Annotated in this window: 25 protein-coding genes; 24 read left to right on the forward strand and 1 reads right to left on the reverse strand. The window is 70.1% G+C overall.

What is annotated here, in order from left to right; all coding sequences use genetic code 11:
* Positions 1-32: 32 nt before the first annotated feature.
* The 17 genes from AQJ11_RS03050 (at position 33) to AQJ11_RS03125 (ending at position 13308) form a co-directional block, all read left to right on the forward strand.
* Positions 33-1781 (forward strand): DNA cytosine methyltransferase, encoded by a 1749-nt coding sequence (locus AQJ11_RS03050; RefSeq protein ID WP_079082198.1) that lies wholly within the window; start codon positions 33-35, stop codon positions 1779-1781.
* A gap of 123 nt (positions 1782-1904) precedes the next feature.
* Complete coding sequence (locus AQJ11_RS03055) at positions 1905-2108, forward strand: hypothetical protein (RefSeq protein WP_059261728.1); 204 nt, start codon at positions 1905-1907, stop codon at positions 2106-2108.
* Between the two features lie 136 nt (positions 2109-2244).
* Entirely contained in the window at positions 2245-3258 is a 1014-nt protein-coding gene (locus tag AQJ11_RS03060) for a magnesium chelatase domain-containing protein (RefSeq protein WP_059261729.1), read from the forward strand.
* A gap of 85 nt (positions 3259-3343) precedes the next feature.
* On the forward strand, positions 3344-3736 hold the full coding sequence (locus AQJ11_RS03065) for a hypothetical protein (protein WP_059261730.1): 393 nt from the start codon (positions 3344-3346) through the stop codon (positions 3734-3736).
* Between the two features lie 75 nt (positions 3737-3811).
* Positions 3812-4510, forward strand: a complete 699-nt coding sequence (locus tag AQJ11_RS03070) for a hypothetical protein (protein ID WP_059261731.1) — start codon at positions 3812-3814, stop codon at positions 4508-4510.
* 120 nt (positions 4511-4630) lie between these two features.
* Entirely contained in the window at positions 4631-5311 is a 681-nt protein-coding gene (locus tag AQJ11_RS03075; protein ID WP_059261732.1) for a hypothetical protein, read from the forward strand.
* A gap of 163 nt (positions 5312-5474) precedes the next feature.
* A complete protein-coding gene (locus AQJ11_RS03080; RefSeq protein ID WP_059261733.1) occupies positions 5475-5819 on the forward strand; it encodes a helix-turn-helix transcriptional regulator in 345 nt (114 codons plus the stop codon).
* Between the two features lie 5 nt (positions 5820-5824).
* Positions 5825-6442, forward strand: coding sequence for a hypothetical protein (locus AQJ11_RS03085; protein WP_059261734.1), 618 nt, complete (start codon positions 5825-5827; stop codon positions 6440-6442).
* Positions 6443-6675: 233 nt separating this feature from the next.
* Complete coding sequence (locus AQJ11_RS03090) at positions 6676-8019, forward strand: putative antirestriction adenine methyltransferase (RefSeq protein ID WP_059261735.1); 1344 nt, start codon at positions 6676-6678, stop codon at positions 8017-8019.
* On the forward strand, positions 8016-8945 hold the full coding sequence (locus tag AQJ11_RS03095) for a ParB N-terminal domain-containing protein (protein WP_059261736.1): 930 nt from the start codon (positions 8016-8018) through the stop codon (positions 8943-8945). Before AQJ11_RS03090 ends, AQJ11_RS03095 begins: the two co-directional genes overlap by 4 nt.
* Positions 8942-9157: a hypothetical protein gene (locus tag AQJ11_RS03100; protein WP_059261737.1), complete on the forward strand. Its 216-nt coding sequence runs from the start codon at positions 8942-8944 to the stop codon at positions 9155-9157. The genes AQJ11_RS03095 and AQJ11_RS03100 overlap by 4 nt, the downstream gene beginning before the upstream one ends.
* A complete protein-coding gene (locus AQJ11_RS03105; protein ID WP_059261738.1) occupies positions 9154-9750 on the forward strand; it encodes a hypothetical protein in 597 nt (198 codons plus the stop codon). The genes AQJ11_RS03100 and AQJ11_RS03105 overlap by 4 nt, the downstream gene beginning before the upstream one ends.
* Positions 9751-9753: 3 nt before the next feature.
* Complete coding sequence (locus AQJ11_RS03110; protein WP_059261739.1) at positions 9754-11346, forward strand: terminase large subunit domain-containing protein; 1593 nt, start codon at positions 9754-9756, stop codon at positions 11344-11346.
* A gap of 314 nt (positions 11347-11660) precedes the next feature.
* Positions 11661-12077 carry a hypothetical protein gene (locus AQJ11_RS03115; RefSeq protein WP_059261740.1) on the forward strand — a complete coding sequence of 139 codons (417 nt, stop codon included), beginning with the start codon at positions 11661-11663 and terminating at the stop codon, positions 12075-12077.
* Between the two features lie 201 nt (positions 12078-12278).
* The gene (locus AQJ11_RS03120; RefSeq protein ID WP_159061631.1) at positions 12279-12623 is read left to right on the forward strand and encodes a hypothetical protein; all 345 of its coding nucleotides are present in this window, start codon (positions 12279-12281) and stop codon (positions 12621-12623) included.
* 55 nt (positions 12624-12678) lie between these two features.
* Positions 12679-12948: a hypothetical protein gene (locus AQJ11_RS49090; RefSeq protein ID WP_159061632.1), complete on the forward strand. Its 270-nt coding sequence runs from the start codon at positions 12679-12681 to the stop codon at positions 12946-12948.
* A 36-nt stretch (positions 12949-12984) separates the two neighbouring features.
* Positions 12985-13308, forward strand: coding sequence for a hypothetical protein (locus tag AQJ11_RS03125; protein WP_059261742.1), 324 nt, complete (start codon positions 12985-12987; stop codon positions 13306-13308).
* Positions 13309-13459: 151 nt separating this feature from the next.
* Here AQJ11_RS03125 and AQJ11_RS03130 read toward each other — a convergent pair whose 3' ends face one another.
* Positions 13460-13711, reverse strand: a complete 252-nt coding sequence (locus AQJ11_RS03130) for a hypothetical protein (protein ID WP_159061633.1) — start codon at positions 13709-13711, stop codon at positions 13460-13462.
* A 481-nt stretch (positions 13712-14192) separates the two neighbouring features.
* On the opposite strand from AQJ11_RS03130, the gene AQJ11_RS03135 reads away from it, so the two are divergent.
* The 7 genes from AQJ11_RS03135 to AQJ11_RS03160 are packed head-to-tail and all read left to right on the forward strand — an operon-like array spanning position 14193 to position 20423.
* Positions 14193-14525 (forward strand): DUF1360 domain-containing protein, encoded by a 333-nt coding sequence (locus AQJ11_RS03135; protein WP_059261744.1) that lies wholly within the window; start codon positions 14193-14195, stop codon positions 14523-14525.
* 3 nt (positions 14526-14528) lie between these two features.
* Positions 14529-16262, forward strand: a complete 1734-nt coding sequence (locus AQJ11_RS03140) for a hypothetical protein (RefSeq protein WP_059261745.1) — start codon at positions 14529-14531, stop codon at positions 16260-16262.
* Positions 16259-16453, forward strand: a complete 195-nt coding sequence (locus tag AQJ11_RS03145) for a hypothetical protein (RefSeq protein ID WP_059261746.1) — start codon at positions 16259-16261, stop codon at positions 16451-16453. The genes AQJ11_RS03140 and AQJ11_RS03145 overlap by 4 nt, the downstream gene beginning before the upstream one ends.
* Positions 16446-16643, forward strand: a complete 198-nt coding sequence (locus AQJ11_RS03150; RefSeq protein ID WP_059261747.1) for a hypothetical protein — start codon at positions 16446-16448, stop codon at positions 16641-16643. The genes AQJ11_RS03145 and AQJ11_RS03150 overlap by 8 nt, the downstream gene beginning before the upstream one ends.
* The gene (locus tag AQJ11_RS03155) at positions 16636-20031 is read left to right on the forward strand and encodes a phage minor head protein (protein ID WP_059261748.1); all 3396 of its coding nucleotides are present in this window, start codon (positions 16636-16638) and stop codon (positions 20029-20031) included. Before AQJ11_RS03150 ends, AQJ11_RS03155 begins: the two co-directional genes overlap by 8 nt.
* A gap of 3 nt (positions 20032-20034) precedes the next feature.
* Complete coding sequence (locus AQJ11_RS49095; RefSeq protein ID WP_159061634.1) at positions 20035-20193, forward strand: hypothetical protein; 159 nt, start codon at positions 20035-20037, stop codon at positions 20191-20193.
* Positions 20193-20423, forward strand: coding sequence for a hypothetical protein (locus AQJ11_RS03160; RefSeq protein WP_059261749.1), 231 nt, complete (start codon positions 20193-20195; stop codon positions 20421-20423). Before AQJ11_RS49095 ends, AQJ11_RS03160 begins: the two co-directional genes overlap by 1 nt.
* The last annotated feature ends 106 nt before the right edge of the window (positions 20424-20529 follow it).

Genomic DNA, 20529 nt, shown 5'->3' on the forward strand with positions numbered 1-20529 from the left:
GCGCCCACCCATGCCAGCAAGGAGAGAACGACGTGCCCTACATAGACGCCACCACGCGCGCCATGGCGGCGGCGTCCACCGCCACCACCCCCAGCCCCGCCCGCGCGTACAAGCACGACGGCAGCGTGCTGACCGCCATGAGCTGGTTCTGCGGGGCCGGCGGCGATACACAGGGCGCCGACGCGGTCCCCGGCGTCCAGGTCACCAGAGGCGCGAACCACTGGGACGTCGCGCTCGCCACCCACGCCTGGAACAACCCGCACTGCGACCTGTGGAAGGGCGACATCCGCCGGGCCCCGGTCGAGAAGTGGCCGGTCTGCCAGCTGTTCTGGGCGTCGCCCGAGTGCCCGAAGTGGTCGGCGGCCCGAGGTGTGAAGGTCGACTTCGACCGCACGCTGCAAGGCGACTTCGACTTCGACGAGCCCGAGTTCAAGAGCGAGAAGGAGCGCCGGGCCGCCGAGGAGCGCAGCCGCGCCCTCATGGAAGAAGTCCCGATGTACCTGCGGGGCGTCATCAACCGCGGCGGCCTGGTCCTCGGCGGAGTCGTCGAGAACGTCATTGACTGCCGGGGCTGGGACCAGTGGGACCGCTGGGTCGGCGAGTTCCACAAGCTCGGGTACCGGACCAAGCTCCTGGCGATCAACTCGATGCACGTCGCCCCCCGCACTCTCGACCGCGTCCCACAGTCCCGCGACAGGCTGTACTTCGTCTACTGGCACGAGAGCCTGGGCCGAGACCCCGACTTCGACAAGTGGGTGCTGCGGCCGGACGCCTGGTGCTACGACTGCGAAGAGCAGGTCCGCTCAGTCCAGGTCTTCCGCAAGCCCGGCAAGGACATGGGCCGCTACCGGCAGAGCTACGACTACCGCTGCCCCCGCTCGGACTGCCGGGCGGTTGTTGAGCCGTACGTCCTCCCCGCGGCGGCTGCCATCGACTTCACGATCCCGGGAACGCCGATCGGCGACCGCGAGAAGACCGACGACTGCCCCGAGGGCCTGGCCCCGGCCACGATCGCCCGCATCCGGGCCGGCGGCTCCAAGTACTGGGGCTGGGGCGCGGACTTCCACCAGCTGGACGGGCAGGACTCGCTGTTCGGCGACGTCGACGAAGAACAACTGCCTGAGGCCCCTGGCAGCCCGCTCCTCGTCCCAGCCGGCGGGACCTGGCGGGACAAAGCCATCCACCTTGGCCAGCCCATGCCGACCAGGACGACGGTCGAGACCGACGGCATCGCCTTCCCGCCCCTGCTGATCCCCTGCGAGGGCCGCACCGGAAAGAAGGCCATGCGGCTGGAAGACCCGCTGCGCACCCAGACGGCCCGAGCCGAGACCGCCCTCGCCTACCTCCCGTTCGTGGTCCCCATGCGGGGCGGCGGCGACAAGGAGAAGGCCCGTCACATCGGCCACCCACTCCACACCGTCTCGGCCGGCGGCAACCACCACGGCCTGGTGACCGCCCCGGATCACCTCCTCGTCCCGTACTACGGCAACGGGCAGGCCCGCCCGGTCACCGACCCGATCGGAGCGCTGCCCACCCGGGACCGCTACGCGCTGGTCAGCCGGGACTTCCGGATCGACGACGTCCTGTTCCGGATGCTCCAGCCCGAGGAGATCAAGAAGGCGATGGCGTTCAGGGGGAAGTACAAGATCCTGGGCTCCAAGCGGCACCAGGTGCGTCAGCTCGGCAACGCGGTCACCCCGGCGGTCGCGGAAGTCCTGTACTGCGCGCTGGTCGAGTGCATCACCGGCGAGGAGATCGACCGGTACGCGATGGTCGCCTGACCTGCGGTTTCCTTAGAAGTTCCTTTACTGAATCGGCTTGTCAAAACTGGCTAGGGCAAGCCGATTCGGGCAGAATGAAAGTAGTTCAAAAACACACCAACCTGCACAGAAGGGCAGCGAGCCATGAGCATCCGCATCACCCCTACCACCGCGAACACCACCGCGAACCGCACCCCCGAGCCGCGCCCCATACAGCCCGCGACGCCCACCGTCCCGCCGACCAGCTTCGGCACCTGCAAGGAGTGCACGGCGGAGCTGACGCCCCTGCTCAACGACAAGGGGCAGGTGCGCACGGTGTTCTGCGAGTACTGCGAGTTCGGCATCTGACCGGCCGGACGGCCCCCGGGCCGTCCCCTGAGCAGGCGGCGTGACGGGCCCCGGCCCGGTGCGCGCCGCCCGCTCAGGAACCGTCAGCCGCCCCACCCGGGGTCGGCACACCACCACACCCAGAAGGAGCCACCGAATGGCCACCACCGCCCGCCCCACCCGGATCGGCGTCATCGCCGATGCCGTCCTCACCGAGAGCGGCAACCCCTACAACCTGAAGTTCGCCGTCCTCGACGCCCAGCCGGCCGGCGTCCTGGACGACCTCCCCACGCCGAACTACGTGGTCGGCAACGCCCTGTACCGAACCGGCGTGATCGTCGACACCGACGGCCGCGGCCGGGGAGTCGCCTGGCCCGCCCTGCCGTGCGCCGAGTCCCTGCTGGCCACGGTCTTCCCGAACACCAGTCAGTTCGAGCTGTACGACGGGGAGCCGCGCAAGAACTGCTCGCGCACGGAAGCGGTCGGATTCCTCCGCCGCCTGCTGACCGCCGGGGTCACGCACCACTGGCGCACGCTGTCCGACTGGGACACCCGCGAAATGCGCCTCGCCTACCCCGGGGACGGCATGTTCGCGGGACGCATCAGGGGCATCGTCAAGCCGACCGATGACCCGGCGCCGGCCCCGCGAGAGGCCGCTGAGGGAAGCGCCGTAGCGACCTACACCGCCACCGCCGACCGCGTCCTCACGGTCACCGCAACCCGCTCGCCGGAGGCCTCCCCTTCGTTCTCCATCGGCGGCCTGCCCGCCTACGCGGCCGAGACCCGCGACCGCATCCGCGCCGCGATCACCAACGCGGGCCACACCTGGCCCACCGGAAAGAACGCCGTCTACGTCGGTCCGAACTGCACGGCCCCCAGTCCCGCCTTCGACCTGGCCGCAGCCTGCGCGGTCCTCGCGGCCGGAGGCAGCATCGACCCGGCCGCCCTGAAGGGGGTCGTCCTGATCGGCGAACTCGGACTCGACGGCCGGGTCTTGCCCGTGGCCGACGTCACCGCCCTCGTCCAGACCGCCCAGGCCGCCGGCTACCGGAAGGTGATCGTGCCCGCCGCGAACTTCGACGAGGCGAGCCGGAACATCGACGTCACCCCCGTCGGCGCCAACACCCTCGGCGCGGCCCTCGACTTCCTGGAGGAGATGGCCAAGGCCTGACCGCACCGCGGGCCGGGGAGCAGGCAGCGCCCCCCGGCCCCAGCCCGACCAGCTACCACCAGCACACACGAAGGGACCCACCCGTATGACCGGCAAAGCCTTCTGGACCGAATACTTCGAGGACGCCTACCGCGACGCCGCCAAGAAGCGGCGCGAACTCCTCGACCGCGGCCTGCTCCTGATCACCCACCTGATCCGCGAGGAACTGCCAACCGCTACCGCCATCAGCGTCAACGGCAGCGTCCTGACCACCGTGCACGACGGCGAGACCGTCCTCTGGCGGTTCAACGACGAGACCAGCAGCAAGCTGAACGACGCCACCCGGCGGCACGTCCGGGACACGCTGCTCGACATGCGTAGCTTCCACACCACGGCATCGCTCCTCGCAGCCGACTGGAAGCAGGTCACGGACCTGCTCGACACGCTGCGCGTCGACCTTCCCGCCGACCCCGACCGGGACCAGCAGCCCCGCCCGTAGCCGGCCAGCACACCAGGGCCGGGGAGCAGGCAGCGCACCCCGGCCCCGCCACCCAACCCCCGGAAAGGGAAACCTGTGAACGACTTCCCGAAGACAGCCGTGATCCGAGCGGCGGCCATCTTCACCGCCGCGTTCAACGCCGTCTACGACGAGGACGACTGGCTGACCATCGGCGTCGACAACGGCACCGGCGCCGAGGTCAACGTCACCGGCTCGCTGTACGACGGAGCAATCCGCTTCGACCCAGCCGACGTCGTGATGCTCCTGGACTTCCTCACCCGCGTCCTGGCCAAGGACGAGTCCCGGTACAACCCGTACGGCATCGTCGCCGTCACCGTCCCCAACGGCGACGGCGAACCCAACGCATGGGCCTGGCACCTGCTGCACATGACCCCCCTGACCCACGACCAGTCCCGCAGCTGGCTCGGCGGCGAGGTCCGCTACAACGACGGCCTCACCCTGGCACCCGACCAGGTCCGCAGCCCCGACAACACCGCAGTCACCGAAGAGGTACGCGAGATCCTCCGCGCGCGCGGCCTCACCGCACGACGCCTGCCGGAACACCCGATGGAAGACCCCGACCACGACTGCGGCACCTGCTCCGCCGACCACCGGCCGATCGTGCCGCCCATGGTCGGCATCGGTCCGTACTGCGCGTGCGGCTGGACCCCCCGCAACGGCTACAGCATCCACGACCACCTGAAGGACCAGGGCGCCTGGCCGCCCGCCCCCATCGAGCACTCGCCGCGCGGCCACTTCGGTCCCCGCCCGTAGCCGGCCAGCACACGAGGGCCGGGGAGCAGGCAGCGCTCCCCGGCCCTCACGCCTGTTCTACCGCCCCACCAGACCGCAGACCACCACCACCCCCGACCCCGACGAGATAGGACGTCACAGATGGCCACAGGATGGACGATCCGCCCGATCCGCCTGCCCGACGAGCACCTGCCCACCGGCACCCGCGAGGGCGACTGGCAGTGCAGGGCCTGCGCCACGCCCTGGCCCTGCGAGACCGCCGGCGAGTTCCTGCGGCAGGGCCGCTGCACCTGCGGCGCCACCACCTGGTGGGAGACCCGAGGCCCACGGAACTGGCACGTCGGGCCCCGCTGCTACACGGCGACCGACGTCATCGTGCGCCAGGCCGCCGACCTGAAGGCGTACCGGGAGGCGCACCCGCACTACCCGCCGTCCCACTACTACCCGCCCAAGCCCAGGCGCGTCCGCCGGCAGAAGCCGCCGCACCGGCACCGCCCGGCCGCGCCCGGCGACATCCGCCCCGGCACCTGGACCTGGGTCAAGCCTGGAGCCCTGCACCCCGGCTGGGGCGACATCCACCAGCACGCCATGATCACCCGGCCCGGCCTGCCCAAGTGCGAGGTGTGGCTGACACTCGACGGCACCGTGCACGACGTAAAGGCAGACCAGCTCATCCTGGCCGGCAGGCCCCGCAAGGACCGGCCCGCCTGGTGGGAATGGACGGTCGCCGCTCACCTCAACCACGACAGACCCGCAGCCCAGGAGAGCGGGAACCATACCGCGGTCCAACTGGACCTGCTCAGCGGCCACACGGACGTCTAAGCAGACCAACCCCCCGAGCCTTCCCCCACTCCAAGACCAGACAACGAGGCCGTCACAGGCGGAACCCCGGACCTCACGGCGCGGACAACGCCCCCATCTGCCAGCCTTGCAGAAGTCTCAAACAGGCTTATGCAAGGCTGGCAGATGGGGGTACTCTCGTGTCATGGAACAGAAGGACCTCACGCCCGCGGCGGTGAGGATCGCACAGACCTTCCTGGAAGACCCGACCCGCCGCTTCTACGCCACCGAACTGATGGAAGCCGCCCGCGTCGGCAGCGGCTCCCTCTACCCCGCCCTCGCCCGCATGCAGAAAGCCGGCTGGGTGGAAGAGGAGGACGAAGACGAGGAGACCGCCCGGCAGAACAACCGAAGGGCCCGCCGCTACTACTGGATGACCGGCGAAGGCGTCCGGGAAGCGCACTGCGCCCTCGTTGAACTGAGTGAAAGCGTGCGTCCGCCGGCATCCTCGCCGGGCTGGGGCCTCAACCCGAGCCCCAAGGGGGTCTGACCGACATGCACAACGCGATCGGCGCCAACCTGGCCACCAAGGCCGCCGAGGGAGCAACCTTCCTCGGCGAGGACTTCAACGGTTGGCGCGTCGCCTTCATCGTCGGAGTCATCGTGCCCATCGTCTGGGAGCTGGGCACTACCCTGACGCGACTGGCCACGCTAAGGCTCCCGTTCCTCGTGCTCTACGCGGCCCGGCTGAGCACCCCCAAGGAGGACTGGCCCCACCTCTCCCACGCCTGGAAGAACGAGCTGCACTTCATCCTCGACGACCCCTCGAAGAACTGGGCGCTCCGCTCCCTTAAGGGCTTGCTCTTCGCACTGCCCCTAGCGATTGGTGCAGCCCGTATCACCGCCAAGGTCGGTCGGGCCCGGGGTGCTTCCCGCCGCCGGAAACAACGCAAGTTGACCTGGTACGGCGAACGGGCCAGCAGCATCGTGGGGTTCACGGCAGCCGTCGTATCCGTTGCGCAGTTGATTGGCGTGTCCACTTGGCCGATGATCCTGTTCACCGTACTGGGTTCCTTTGCGGTGCTGGTGATGTTCGCCGTGATGCTGGCCCGGCCGCGGAAGGTCAAAGGCGGCAGCGGCGACGAGGACTCCGACAAGTCCAGGCTGATGTAAGCTCCAATTCGGACGGTCGTTCGAGCAGCGGCGCGACCGCCCTCGCGCTGGTGCGTGTAAGCAACACGGCCCGACTTCCAGTCGGGCGTTCCAGGTGCAAGCCCTGGCCGGCGCTCCACGAAGGCCCCACCCAAGCCCCCGGGTGGGGCCCTTCGCATTCCGTCCCACCGCTGACAATGGGCCACCGAACCCGCAGGTGTGCGCACTGCGCAGACGGACTTCAGGAGCGGCCCATGTTCCACGGCTCGATACCCGCGCCCCTCCGCTCGATCATCTACGAGCACGCCGGGACCTGGCCCGGCGAGGACATCTACGTCGGCTGCTCGGGGAATTTCACGATCGAGCGGGTGCTGCACGCCCGGTTCGGCGACTCCCGCCGCGTCCACGGCAACGACATCCAGGCGTACAGCTGCGCCCTCGGCTGGTACCTCGCCGGCGACCCGCTCAACTACACACTGCGCGCGGAGTACGAGGAGTCCCTGGGCTGGCTCAAGCCCTACCTGGAGGACCGCACAGACCTCCTCGCCACCCTGATGCTCGGCACCCGGTTCCTCCAGTACGTCGGCAAGGACGGCGCCTACTACCGGCGGATGATGGACGCCACCCGCGACCAGTGGGAGCGGATGCACGACAAGACCGCCACCAAGCTGCGCGGCCTCCAGACCCGCCTGGGCTCGTTCTTCGCCGGCGACGTCCGCGACTACCTCGACTCCGAGGTGCCCCCGGACGCCCCCGTGGTGATGTTCCCCCCGTTCTACGCGAAGGACTACCAGGCGCAGTTCGCGAGCATCGACGCCGCGTTCGAGTGGCCCGAGCCGTCGTTCGACGAGCTGACCGAGGACGGCAAGGAACGCATCATCGAGCAGGTCCAGGACCGGCCGAACTGGGTGCTCGGCCTGCACATCGAGCGCCCCGAGCTGCGGGACAAGCTGGCCGGCGTCGTACAGACCGCGAACCGCGGCCTGCCGATCTACGTGTACGCCGCCGCCGGCCCCCGCCGTATCGTCCGGCCCCGGCAGCCCGTCGAGCCGATCCCCATGCCGAAGATCGGGCAGGACGAGGAACTCGGCGACCGCATGACGCTCCACGTCCTCACCGGCGGCCAGTTCGCGGCGATCCGCTCCCAGTTCATGTCGAAGACCATCAAGCCCGGCAGCCCGCTCATCGCGTGCGGTGTCGCGGTCGACGGCAAGCTCATCGGCGCGTTCGCCTACCTGCCGCCCAAGTTCGACCCGAACACCGCCTACCTCATGTCGGACTTCCCCGTCTCCTGGACCCGGTACCGGCGCCTGTCGAAGCTCATCGTGATGGCCGCCTCCACGAAGGAAGCGCAGCTCCTCGTCCAGCGCAGCCTGTCCAAGCGGATCGACGGCTGGGCCACGACCGCGTTCACGGACCGGCCGAACAGCGCGAAATACGGCAGGGGCATCCCCGGCGTGAAGCTCCAGAAGCGCACCGAGCCCGGCGCCGACGGCATCCACCGCTACCAGCTCCAGTACGGCGGCCCCCTCGGCCAGTACGACCTGAACGAAGCCCTCACCCTCTGGAAGACCAAACACGGCAAGGACATGCGATGACCACCAGCAGCCAGATCAGGCCCCGCCTCGTCCAGCGCGACCCGCGCCGCCTCACCCGCCTCGCCGTGAACGCGCACTACCAGACCAAGGAGGAGTACGACCGGCTCGTCGCGAACATCCGCGAGGACGGCTGCCTCACCTCCATCCCGCTGATCTACGGCGCCGGCGAGTACCCGGAGGGCGAGGAGCTGATCGTCTCCGGTAACCACCGCTGCGACGCCTCGGTAGAAGCCGGCCTGGACGAGATCACCTGCCTGCTCATCGACGACCCGCAGAGCCGCGACCAGCTCATCGCCCGCCAGCTGTCCCACAACGCCATCACCGGCAAGGACGACCCGGCCACCCTCCAGCAGCTGTACGACCAGATCGAAGACGTGGACTGGCGGGCCTACTCCGGCCTGGACGACGCCCAGCTCCAGCTCCTCGCCGAGGTCAGCCCCGAAGGGCTCTCCGAAGCGAATCTGGACTTCGCCACCGTGAGCCTGATCTTCCTGCCGATGGAGCTGGAAGCCGCCCGGGAAGCCTTCGAGCAGGCCCGCCTCGGCCAGAACGAGAGCTGGCTCGCCGCACGCGCCGACTACCAGCAGACCCTGGACACGCTCGCCTCCACGCACGCCGCGCACAAGGTCGGCAACGTCGCCACAGCCCTCCACGCCATCCTCGCGATCGTCGAACGCCACCTGGACGAGCTTCAGGAGGGCTACACCGCCCCCGACGGCACCCACCTCCACACCGGGCACGTCGGCCTGGAGACCGTCCTCGGCGCCCGCACCCTGCCCGCACCCGCCGCCGTCACCATCAACAAGGCCATCGCAGCCGCAGAAGGACGCGGCGAGATCGAGCAGGGGCAGGGCTGGCGCCTCCTCGAACGCCTCGCCGGCGAGTACCTGTCCGGCCCGAACCACACCCCCAGCGACCCGGCATGAGCAGCGTCGGCATCCAGTTCATAGGCGGACCAGCCGACGGGCGAGCCCTCGCCATCCCCGGCGACCCCTGGAACCCACCCCACACCTACGAACTCCGCAATGTGGAAGGCCAGCGACTCTTCTACCGGCGTGAGGTCAACCCAGGCGACGACGGCCCCCTCTGGCACTACCGCTACGACCGCACCGTGCAACCGGAGGGACGGGCCACATGAGCACCCGCCCACCCATCACCCTCAGCCCCGAACTCGACCCCTGGGAACGTCAGCCCAACGAGACCCCCCACAAACACGGACAGTTCGCCACCTACCGGGACCTCGGCCGCACCCGCACCCTGACCGAAGCCGCGCAGAGGCTGACACTCGCGTACGGGCACGTGAGGAACCTCGCCGCCCAGTACCGGTGGCGAGAACGGGTCGAGGCGTACGACCGGCACCTGGACCGCCAGTACGAGGCGATGTGGCTGGAGGAGCGCCGCAAGGCCGCCGAGACCGACGCGAAGATCCTCGGCGCGGCGATCGGCAAGCTCGCCCAGCGGCTCACCACGCTGAACGCGGCCGAGCTGTCCGCCGGCGACTTCATCCGGCTGATGGACGTCGCCATGCGCCACCGCCGGGTGCTGTTCGGCGACCCCACGGAGACCATCGCCGTCACCAGCGAGGGCAGCAACGCGCTCGCGCAGCACTTCGCCGACTTCGCGCAGATGAGCCCGGAGCAGCGCCGGGCCCGACTCGGCGAGCTGGCGGCGTCGGTGAACCAGCGCATCAAGGCCGTCGACGGTGGCGACGACGAGGACGAGGAGGAGTAGCCCGTGACGACGGCCGTGGACGAGCTGGAGCACCTGGACGACGCGGAGGTCTACCGGCAGTTGGAGGCCGCGCGCCGCGCGATGAGCGCCGACCTGCTACGGGACCCGGTGACGCTCGCCCGCGGCCTCGACCGCACGTTCCGGATGCGCCCGCACCTGAAGCTCATCGGTGAAGCCCTGGCCGAGGTAGGGCACGGCGGCCCGGACCGGCTGCTGATCCTGACCCCGCCCCAGGTGGGGAAGAGCACGACGGTCGCGGAGTGGTTCCCGTTCTGGTGGCTGTGCACGTACCCGGGCGACAAGGTCGCGGTCACCTCGTACGGCGACGACCTGGCGCTGCGACGCGGTAAGCGGATCCGCTCGTACGTCGAGGAGTACGGCGAGGAGTGGGAGCTGCGCCTGAAGGGCGGCTCCGGGGCGATGCAGGACTGGGAGGTCACCAAGGGCGGCGGTGTCCGCTCGGTGTCCGTCGGCAAGGGCCTGACCGGCTTCGACGTGAACCTGCTGATCATCGACGACCCGCACAAGGACCGCGCGGACGCCGAATCCGAGGCCGCCCGGCGGGCGCTGCACGACTGGTACAGCTCGGCGGCCCTGACCCGTCTCCAGCCCGACCGCAGCGCGGTGGTGGCGATCCAGACCCGGTGGCACCCCGACGATTTCGCCGGCCGCCGTATCGAGGAAGAGGGCCGGGTCGAGGACGGCGGCCGGTGGAAGGTGATCCACCTGCCCGCGGTCGCCGACCCCAAGTTCGGCCCGGACCCGCTCGGCCGGGAGGCGGGGGAGCCGCTGCCGCACCCGAAGATCCCCACCCGGGACGTGGCCCGGCTGCGCGGCTGGTGGGCGCAGAAGAAGGCAACGTCGATCGTCCGGGACTGGCACGCCCTCTATCAGGGCGACCCGCAGCCCGGTGAAGGAGCACTCGTGTCCGAGGAACTGCTGCGCCTGCTCCGCGACACCACCACACCGGTGGAGCCGCAGAAGATCGCCGTGTCCATCGACCCGTCCGGCGGCGGCCGGGACACCGCGGGCGTCATCGGTGGCTTCCTCGGCGACGACGGCCGCGTCTGGATCACCGACGACGTCTCGGCGCCGATGTCGTCGGCGGAGTGGTCCATGGCCGCGTGCCGGCTGGCGTACCGCACGAACGCGTCGATCATCTACGTGGAGTGGAACTTCGGCCGCGACATGTGCGTGCTGGCGGTCCAGACGTCGTGGGAGAAGCTCCAGCGGGAAGGGGAGATCCCGAACCACGTCCTGATGCCGGCGGTCCTCCCGGTGCGCGCGAAGCAGGGGAAGCTGCTGAGGGCGGAGCCGATCGCGCAGCAGATGGTGCAGGACAAGGTCCGGCTGCGCGGGGTGTTCACCGACCTGGAACGGGAGTGGGCGACCTGGCAGCCGACCGACCCCGACAGCCCCGGCCGGATCGACGCCTCCTGTGTCCTGGTGTACGGCCTGATCCCCGAGGCCAACGCGGGCGCGATCGTCCACGCTCCGCTCCCACAGGCCCCCCAGCCCAGCGGCGCGCGCACCGGCATACCGAGCAGCGTGCAACCGAACCGGCCGGCATCCCCGTACGGGCGTCGTATCGGCTGACCCCGGCCGGCTGACCCCTTTGAACCCCCTCGGCATCCGCCAGGGGGTTCAAGGCTGTCTACGGCCGCTCTCAGCCCGTCCACCGCTGCCGCCTCCCCTTCTCCCCGCCCCTGGGTCACAGGCCCTCACAGGGCCCCCTATTCGATTCAGAATTCCTTTCCGGAAATTCCAGAATTCCACTGGATCAAGGGTTGTTTATTGGATAGAAAGTACTTGCACCACTCAACAACTCCCAGTTCCTTGCCAATTGAATAGCAGAATTCGAAAGCCTTGCCCGGCCAGAATGGCCGGGAAGAACCAGATGGGAATCCGACATGGAATTCATCAAGGCCGTCGCTGACCTCCCCGTCGAGGACCGCCAGCAGCTCCGGAAGGCCGGCTTCGCCGCCTGCCTCCAGTTCGCTGTGGACCACGAGACGGGCTACCTGAAGGACTGCTGGGTCAGGGCACAGAACGCCGTCAAGGACCTCACCACGGACCTCGACCGCTACCACCGCCTCAGCGACCTCGCATGGGAAGAAGCGGCAAAGCTCCCCGGGATCAAGGACAGCAAGGAATACGGCCAGACCGACTACTTCGTCTGGGGAATCCGCTCCATGCTCGAAGACCTCGAACCCGACGACGCCCTCGGCCGCTACTGGCGCGAAGACTTCGACAGCTACGTCAAGCGCTTCCACGCCAAGTTCGGGGACTGCACGAAGCTCGGCTACTGCCCCTGCAAGAAGAAGTAACCCCAAAGGGCCCGGAAGGCACCGCCTTCCGGGCCCTTTCCCGTACCGCCGATCCGTCGACCCGCAAACCTCCTCGGACCACCCACGCCGGCCCCGCCGACCCGACACCGGGGGGCTCGCCGTCGCTCGACACGGCAAGCCGCTCCCCAAGCCGCACAGCCCCTCCTGGGTGACCATCGCCGGGTGTCTACCCTCGGATGTATGAGCACGATTCCGGACGCGCAGCCAGCCCGCCCGTGGCGCGAGGAGGACGGCCCCCGGCCCGAGGTGTGGACCTGGCCCAGGGCCGACCGGCCGGCGCTGAAGGTGATGTCGGGCGGGAAGTGGCGGCACGCCCCGGTCCTCGCCCGGCAGAACTGGCGCGACGGCACGGTCCGCTACCAGGTCGAGGTCGACCTGCTCGGCGACACGACCACCCGGATCGTCACGTACCAGTGGCCACAGCCCGGCCTGCGGGTCGCCCGCCGCAGCAGCTCCGAGCCCACCAGGGGCGTACACGAGGCATGGCAAGGAGAGATGCCCCACCGCGGCCCCGCACAGGACTGACCTGTCGGGCCGTCGACGGCCCCCGCACCGTAGCGGGCCCGGCAAACTGGTGGGCGTGAAAATGCCCCGCATCGAGTGCCGGGACTGCGGCCGGCCGATAGCCGCCGGCCCAGTCGCCGGGCGCCTCGCCAAGGGCCGCGTATGGCGGCACGACCCGCCCGGCCGAGTCCGCGAGCCTGGTAGCGCCCTGGTGTCCTGCCCAGGCTCGCTGGCCATCGTGGACCTGCCGCAGCCCGCCGAACAGCTCTTTGACGACCCCGACACCATCGCTGATGCCAGCCCCGCCCTGGACCAGCACGGCATGAACACGGTGCCGCTGTTCTGACCCGCTGCGCATGGCCCTCGGGGGACGATGCTCGCTATGACTGCCGACCTGCCCGAACCCATCGCCGCCGTCCACGCCGCCGGCATGGCCGCCGTCGAGCCCGGAACCCGCCTCGGGCCCTTCGACCAGAGCATCTGGTTCGCGTACCGCCGTCCCAACGGTCCCGCGTTCGGCCTGGCGCTCGTGGAAGGCCCCGTTCGTGTGCCGGACATCGGCGAGACCATCACCTTGTGGACCGAGCGGGTACCTCTCCGGGTGGTGGGTATCGAGTCCCACTACGGACTTCTGCAAGCCGTCCACCCTGACGGCGTCCGGCGGCCCCACGTCAAGATCACGGTTTATGTAGACGCGCTGGAGTAGTGGTCCCGGCGGTGGTGCCGCCCGGTCGTGGGGCACGAGCCGTCATGGACGTGCCGCTCACGCCAGTGGCTGAAGCTGGCCGTCGGCCCGGCCTCGGCCGGTATGCGGCCCGGTACCGCATACCTCGGTACCGGGCCGTCAGTCCGTGCGGTTATCGGCGGACGTTGATGATGATGCGGATGCTGGCGCCGCCGAGGCCGGCGCCCGCCAGGGTTTCCCCTAAGCCTTCCGAGTAGTTCAGGCCGATGAAGACGCCGCAGATGACGCTGGCGGCGCACAGGGCGAGCTGCGCCCAGGCGAGAGCGGAGGAGGCCCGGGTAGACCTGTCCGTCTCAGGCGGTCGCGCAGGCTCCGGTGTCGTCGGGTCGGGCACCCGCGGTGGGGTACCTTCGGTCGTGGCCACGCTTTTGTTCCTCTCGATTCTCGAACGGTGGGACCGTGGCACGGCAGGGAAGCTCTCGGTAAAAGGTGCGTGACGGTGCCACCGAGTGCTTCCCTTTGTCGTTCCACGAATTCGCGGTCACTTCAGAGCCTAGGGCATACATAACCGTGGTAGGGGAGATACAACGCTGTGACCTGCGGAAACGCGGTTATCGGATCGCAGGGTTCTGTCATTTTTTCGCGTGCGTCTGTCATTTGATCGCAGCCGTTTGGTGTTGTCGCAGGTCGCCTATTTACGGGTCTAGCGGCGAGACCGTTACCTAGCCGTTAAGTGGAATTGCCGAGTCCGGTCCCGGACGTCGCCGGCGACCGTCGCGACCCTGGGCGTGGCAGCGCGGTCCTCTCGTAGCTGGACGCCATTCGGTCCGGTGCGCACTGCGCGCGCACTGATGCGCAGTATCCTTGCCGCCGTTCTGACCTGGGGATCTAGACGGAGGCGGCCTGTGATCTCTCTGCCCATGCTCGCAGTGCTGGGACTGGCGTCGTACAGAGCGACCCAGCTCGGCGTCCACGACTCGATCCTGGACCCTGCAAGGCAGCGCCTCGGCGCCTGGCACGCCAACAAGATCGACTCCAAGGCGCGCGCGTTCGTCATGCAGCTCGTGAGCTGCATCTACTGTCTCGGCTACTGGCTCTCCGGTGTGACGCTCCTCGTGTACCTGATAGCCACCGACAGCTGGGGCGATGCCTCATGGATCGTCCACGGCATCGAGTGGTTCGCCGTCGCCGGCATCCAGGCCCTCCTGAACCGGCGCGATGACACCATGGACGGCTGAGCCATGCCCCGGCAGCTCACCGCGGCAGCAGCCCGTTACAGCGTCAAGACGGCCAACCTCCGCAAGGGCGGCACCAACGCCGGATGGCAGGAAGAGGCGTGGCGGTTCTTCAAGGACGTCCCCGAGGTTCGCTTCGCCGGAACGTGGGTCGGCAACGCCATGTCCGGCGCGACCCTGTTCGCGGGCCGGCGTGCCGCTGACGGCACGATCGAACGCGCCCCCGACAACCACCCTGCGGCGGACATCGTTCGGGAGATCGCGGGCGGCCCCGACGGGCAGTCCACGCTGCTCGGCGACTTCGGTCCGCACCTTGTCGTCGCCGGCGAGGGCTGGATCGTCGTCCGCCCCACCGTCGACAAGACGAACACGGTCGACGGCTACGACTGGCGGGTGCTGTCCACCCGCGAGGTGAAGCAGCAGGGCGGCGGGAAGCTGACCGCTGAGATCGACGGCGAGGACGTGGCGATCCCGCCGTACAACCCGGACGCCGAACCTGATCCGCTGGCACCGATCGCGATACGGGTGTGGGAGCCGTCCCCGGACCGGCACATCGAGGCCGACAGCCCCGTGCGCTCCAGCCTCACCCTGCTGGAGGAACTCCAGCTGCTGAACGCTGCCGTCGCCGCCGTTGCCCGCTCCCGGATCACCGGGCGCGGTGTGCTCCTCGTCCCCAAGGGCACGAGATTCCCCACCCAACCCGGGCAGGGCGCCGACGCAGAGGACGACCTGCTGGAGGTGTTCCTCGACGTCGCCTCGACCGCGATCCGCGAACCCGACAGCGCCGCCGCGACCGTGCCGATCATCCTCGAAGTGCCCTCCGAGGTCATCTCCGACATCAAGTGGCTGTCGTTCGAGTCGAACTTTGACGAGCTGGCGCTGCGACTCCGCGACGAGGCGATCAGGCGCTTCGCCAACGGCCTGGAAGTCCCCGCAGAGATCCTGTTGGGCCTGTCCGACGCGAACCACTGGTCAGCGTGGGCCATCAGCGCCGAGGCAGTCCGTCTCGGCGTAGAGCCCCGCCTGGCGATCGTCTGCTACGCCCTGACCACCCAGTGGCTGCGTCCCCTCCTTGAGGACCAGGCCGTGGAGAACCCGGACGAGTGGCTCGTCTGGTACGACACCAGCCAGCTCCGCGTCCAGGCCAACCGCGCCCAGACCGCCCTTGAGGCGTACCAGGCCGGTCTGATCTCCGCTGCCGCAGCCCGCCGCGAGACCGGCTTCGACGAGTCCGACGCCCCCAGCCCCGGCGAGACCACCCCCAGCGACACCGACCCCCGCCAGGACGAGGAGACGCAGAGCAACGTGACGACGCTGCCCGTAGGAGAGACGACCAGCATCCCTGACACCCTGCCCGCCTCCTCGGCCCCCCGCATCGCTGAGGGCCTCATAGCCGCCGTCGACGTGCTGATCTGGGCGGCGCTGGCGACCGCAGGGGAACGCATCCGGAACAAGCCGGCCTGCCCGCGCAGCGAACGCGCACGCGCCCGGGAGATCCGCCCCGGCGAAGTGCACACGGTGTACCCGGTGGACACCGCGATGATCGACGCCTGGCACCTCCTCGACGGGGCATGGGTTCGCGTCCCCGAGGTCGCCGACCGGTACGGCCTCAGCCCGGACTGCCTGAAGGACGCCCTGGACGACTACGCGCGGGCCCTCATCGCCGCCCGCATGGCGCACAGCTACGACCAGACCGAGAAGGTGCTCCGCCTGTCGGCCTGCCTCACGGAGGCCGCATGAGTGCCGGCGTGCACCCGCTCGTCACCCCGGTCATGGGCGACGCCCACGCGCAGTGGTGCCCGCGCTGCAAGGCATACACGGTGGCGTGCGCGCCCCTGTATCTCCTCACGCCCGCCGGTGTCACCCGGGCCCAGTTCTACGCCCTGTGCGAGATATGCGACCTCGACGGGCCGGAGGTGACCCGTGGCTGAGCACTTCCACCAGCTCGACCTGTGCCCCCACTGCGACGGGCTTCGCGTGCTGTCCGCGACTCGGCTGGACGGCGTGAGCATCGACCTGGACGCAGGCCCCTTCAGCTTCCGAGGCAAGGCCACGGTGGTGTGGCTGACCCCCCTGTCGGACGACTGCCCCAACACGAGTCTGGAGGTGAACCGTGGCTGACGCCGAACAGCAGCTGGCGGCGGCAGAGCAGGCGATAGCCGAAGAGGTGGCCGCTGTCCTGGATGAGGTAGCGGCCGAGATCAGCAGCGAGCTGCGTGACGCCACGGAGATCGTCGCCGCGCGGTTCTCCCTCGCCGGTATCGGCCGCATGTGGCGTGCCCGGATGCCGCGCCTCCTGCGGCGTCTCCTCGGCGTCGCCGAGACCGCCGCCGAGCAGGCCGCGGCCGACACCGGCACCGGCCTGCCGGACGGGTGGGACGACCTTCCCGGCCGGTACGAGCGCGGCGACAGCCTTCCCCCGTCGCTGGGCGCGTACGTCAACGACACCTGGCACCTGCTACGCGCCGTCGGGGGCCGGCTCACCGCCGCCGCCGTGGCCGAACTCGCCGCCGGCCTCGACGCCGGGGAAGACGTCGCCCAGCTCCGCGGCAGGCTGCGACAGCTGTTCTCCCGCGAAGGCGAGCAGCTCGGCGTCACCCGCGAGGCGCGGATCGCGCGGACCGAGTCCACCCGGGCGTGGAATGCGGCCACCCTCGCGGCGGCACGAGACCTGACCGGCCCCGACCGGCCCCTGGTCAAGCAGTGGATCACGCAGCACGACGCCCGGGTCCGGCACGCCCACGACGCCGTCGACGGGGCGCTCCGCCTCATCGATGAGGCGTTCACCGTGGCCGGCATCCCCATGCAGTACCCGGGGGACCCGATGGCGCCCGCCGCGCTCACCGTGAACTGCCGCTGCTACCTGCGATTGGCACCAGAAACCCGCGCGGCGTCCGCAGTATCGAAGGACAGTCCGCGCGCTGGTGTCTTCGGATCGCAGGAACGCACCGCGGCGGCCGTGCAGCACACCGGCGCGATGATCGCCCTGCTCCCCTCCGAGGAGGACGCGCAGCGCCTGGCCCTCGCCGACGGTGAACCCGCCGACGAGCTGCACTGCACGCTGATGTTCCTCGGCAACGGCGACGACTGGACGGCCGAGCAGCGCGCCGCCCTCGTCACGACGATGCGCGAGTACGCCCCCACCCTGCCCATCTCGGCACGCGCCTTCGGTGCCGCCCACTGGAACCCGCACGGCGACGAACCGGTGTGGGTGTGGAGCATCGGCGACAACCGCGAAGACCGTGACCCGCAGGGCCCCGACCTGCAAGACGCTCGCGTGGCAGCGGTCTACGCCGTGGAGGACACCCACGAGTTCTGCATCCTGCCCGAGATCCCCGCACAGCACACGCCCTGGCACCCGCACGTCACCGCCGTCTACAGCGCCGACCCCGACCGGTTCCACGACCTGGTCGAGAACGTCGGCCCGGTGACCTTCGACAGGCTGCGCGTGGCGTTCGCCGGCGAGCACTTCGACATCCCGCTCCGCCCCGCAGAGGAGGACCCACCCATGGCCACCCCCGTCCAGGAAGAGGCGGACACCCCGCCGCCGCCCGTCCGTACCTGGTCCACCCCCGACGTCGACGGCGCAGCGCTCGCGTTCGAGAACCAGCAGACCGGCGACGGCAGAGTCTTCGCGCCGGGCGCCCTGTACTGGGACGGCACCGGCCCGTGGCCGCTCCAGTACGCGGAGGCGATGGGACAGGGCCACGACGGTGCTGAACTGGCCGGGTCGATCCAGAAACTCGGCCGGGTCGGCGACCGCATCACCGGCAGCGGCGTGCTGTACCTGACGCAGCCCGCCGGGTACGACGCCGTCACGCTGCTGGAGCAGCAGGCGCCGCTCGGGGTGTCCGTCGACCTGGACGACGTGGACGTGCAGCTCGTCGATACCACCAGCCCCGGCCAGGAAGCGGGGCCGGCGCTGGCCGCGTCGTTCGCGTCCGCGAGCGTCATGCGCCTTGATGACGGCACGTGGATGCTCACCGGCCGGGAACGCACCGAGTGGACCGCGTCCGGGATCGAGATGGCGCACAGCTCCCGCTCGGTGATGCTGTTCACCAGCCCCGGAGGCCGGATCTCCGCCGCGACCGCCCGCCGTGTCTTCGGTAACCAGATCACCGCAGCCGCCGGCGACTCCGACCCGGACGAAGGCGTTGTCTTCCACGAGGAGAGGTCCGGGGACTACCTCGTGCGTATCACCCGCGCCCGGCTGCGCGGCGCCACGCTCGTGGCGATGCCCGCCTACGACAAGGCCCGCATCGTCCTCGACCCGCCCGGCGAACAGACCGCATCCGCGGTGGTGGCCTCGTCCGGCGACGGGCACGAGCGGCTCGTCACCTACGTGCGCAGCTCCCCGACACCGGTCCGGCCCCGCCACCTGGCCGAGAAGCTCGGCATGTCCCTCGAAACGGTGCACAGCCACCTGGCCCGTGCGTTGGCGGCCGGCACGGTCGTACGGATCGCCCGGGGCCTGTACGTCGGCGCGTCCACGCTGCCCGAGGGCGACGTCACGGCCGCCGCGTCCGACGACACCGACCTGCCCGTGCACCCGTGGGGCGACGAGGCGACGGCCGCCGCAGCTCTCGACGCGCTGTACGACGAGCGTGGCGCGCAGATCGTCGCTTCCGCGTGGCAGGTGATGCAGTCGGAGAAGCCCCTCCCCGCCGCATGGTTCCGCGAGCCCACCCCCGAGGAACTGCCACCGGGCAGCGGCGGCGTCCACATCGTCGACGGCCGCGCCTACGGCTGGGTGGCGCAGGCCGGCGTACCCCACGCCGTGCACGGCCGGAAGGTGACCATCGAGAAGCTCGCCGCGCGGGGCCTGGACCTGTCGCACTTCCTACGGGCGAAGTTCCGCCTGGACGACGGCACCGAGGTCCGCGCGGGCGCGATGACGATGAACGTGGGCCATCACCGCGACGGCTACGAGTGCGAGACCGCCGTGTGCCAGTTCGACGACACCCGCACCGTCGCGGCGGTGATCACGGTCGGCGTGAACGAGGGCGGCATGTGGTTCTCCGGTGCTGCCGCTCCCTGGCTGTCGCCGTGGGACCGCACTGTGTTCGCCGCGTGCCAGCCCTCGTACCACATGACGCAGGGCGACGACGGGCGTTGGCAGCTCCGCGCCGTCCTGTCCGTGCCGGTACCCGGCCACTCCTCGCCGCTCAGTGCCGCCGCGGTCGTGGACCGGGCGAACCTCGCCCTCACCGCTGCCGCAGCAGTCATCGACGAGACCGCCACCAGCGAGCCGGCCACGGTCCCGGACGTGGAACCGGAGCCCGAGCACGCCCGCACCCGCGACCAGGCCCCGGCCCCGGGCGTGGCCGGCGAGGTCACCGCCGCGCTCCTCCAGCCCGCGTTCCTCGACCAGTTCGCCGACGCCCTCAAGGCCCGCGAAGCCGAGCGTGCCGCCGCCGCTCGCGCCGAACTCGAAGAACTCACTGCCCGACTCGCACCCCTGCGTGCCGAGATCGCCGCCACCGCCGCCCAGCCCCAGGAAGGGAACTGACTTATGCCGTGCTCCTGCCAGAAGAACAAGACGCAGTACGAGGTCGTCGACGCCGCTGGGAAGCGGGTGTTCGGGCCCACCCCGTACAAGACGACCGCCGACGCCATGGCCGCTCGCGGCACGGGCCGCACCGTCCGGGAGATCAGCAAGGGCGGCGTCTGATGGCGTGCGGCTGCAACAAGGGCCGGGCGCGCACCGCTGCCCCGGTGCCGGGCCGGACCCTGTACCGCGTCGTCCTCGACGGCGGTAACGGCAAGGTCGCCTTCCAGACCCACACCCTGGCCACGGCACAGGCCGTCTCCAGGAACTACCCGGGCAGCGTCATCGACCCCGACCCCGAGGCGGCTGCCGCCGGGCAGAGCCCGGCACCCGGCACCGCGGGCGGGGCCTGACACCCCGCGCGTACGGCCTGCGGTGACGACCATCGCGGGCCGTACGTGCGGCTAATATGACCTTCCAGTCGATGGTTTAGGGCCTGACTCCTGCGAAGCATTCAGG

The sequence above is a fragment of the Streptomyces corchorusii genome, assembly GCF_001514055.1.
Classification (GTDB): Bacteria; Actinomycetota; Actinomycetes; order Streptomycetales; family Streptomycetaceae; genus Streptomyces; species Streptomyces olivaceoviridis.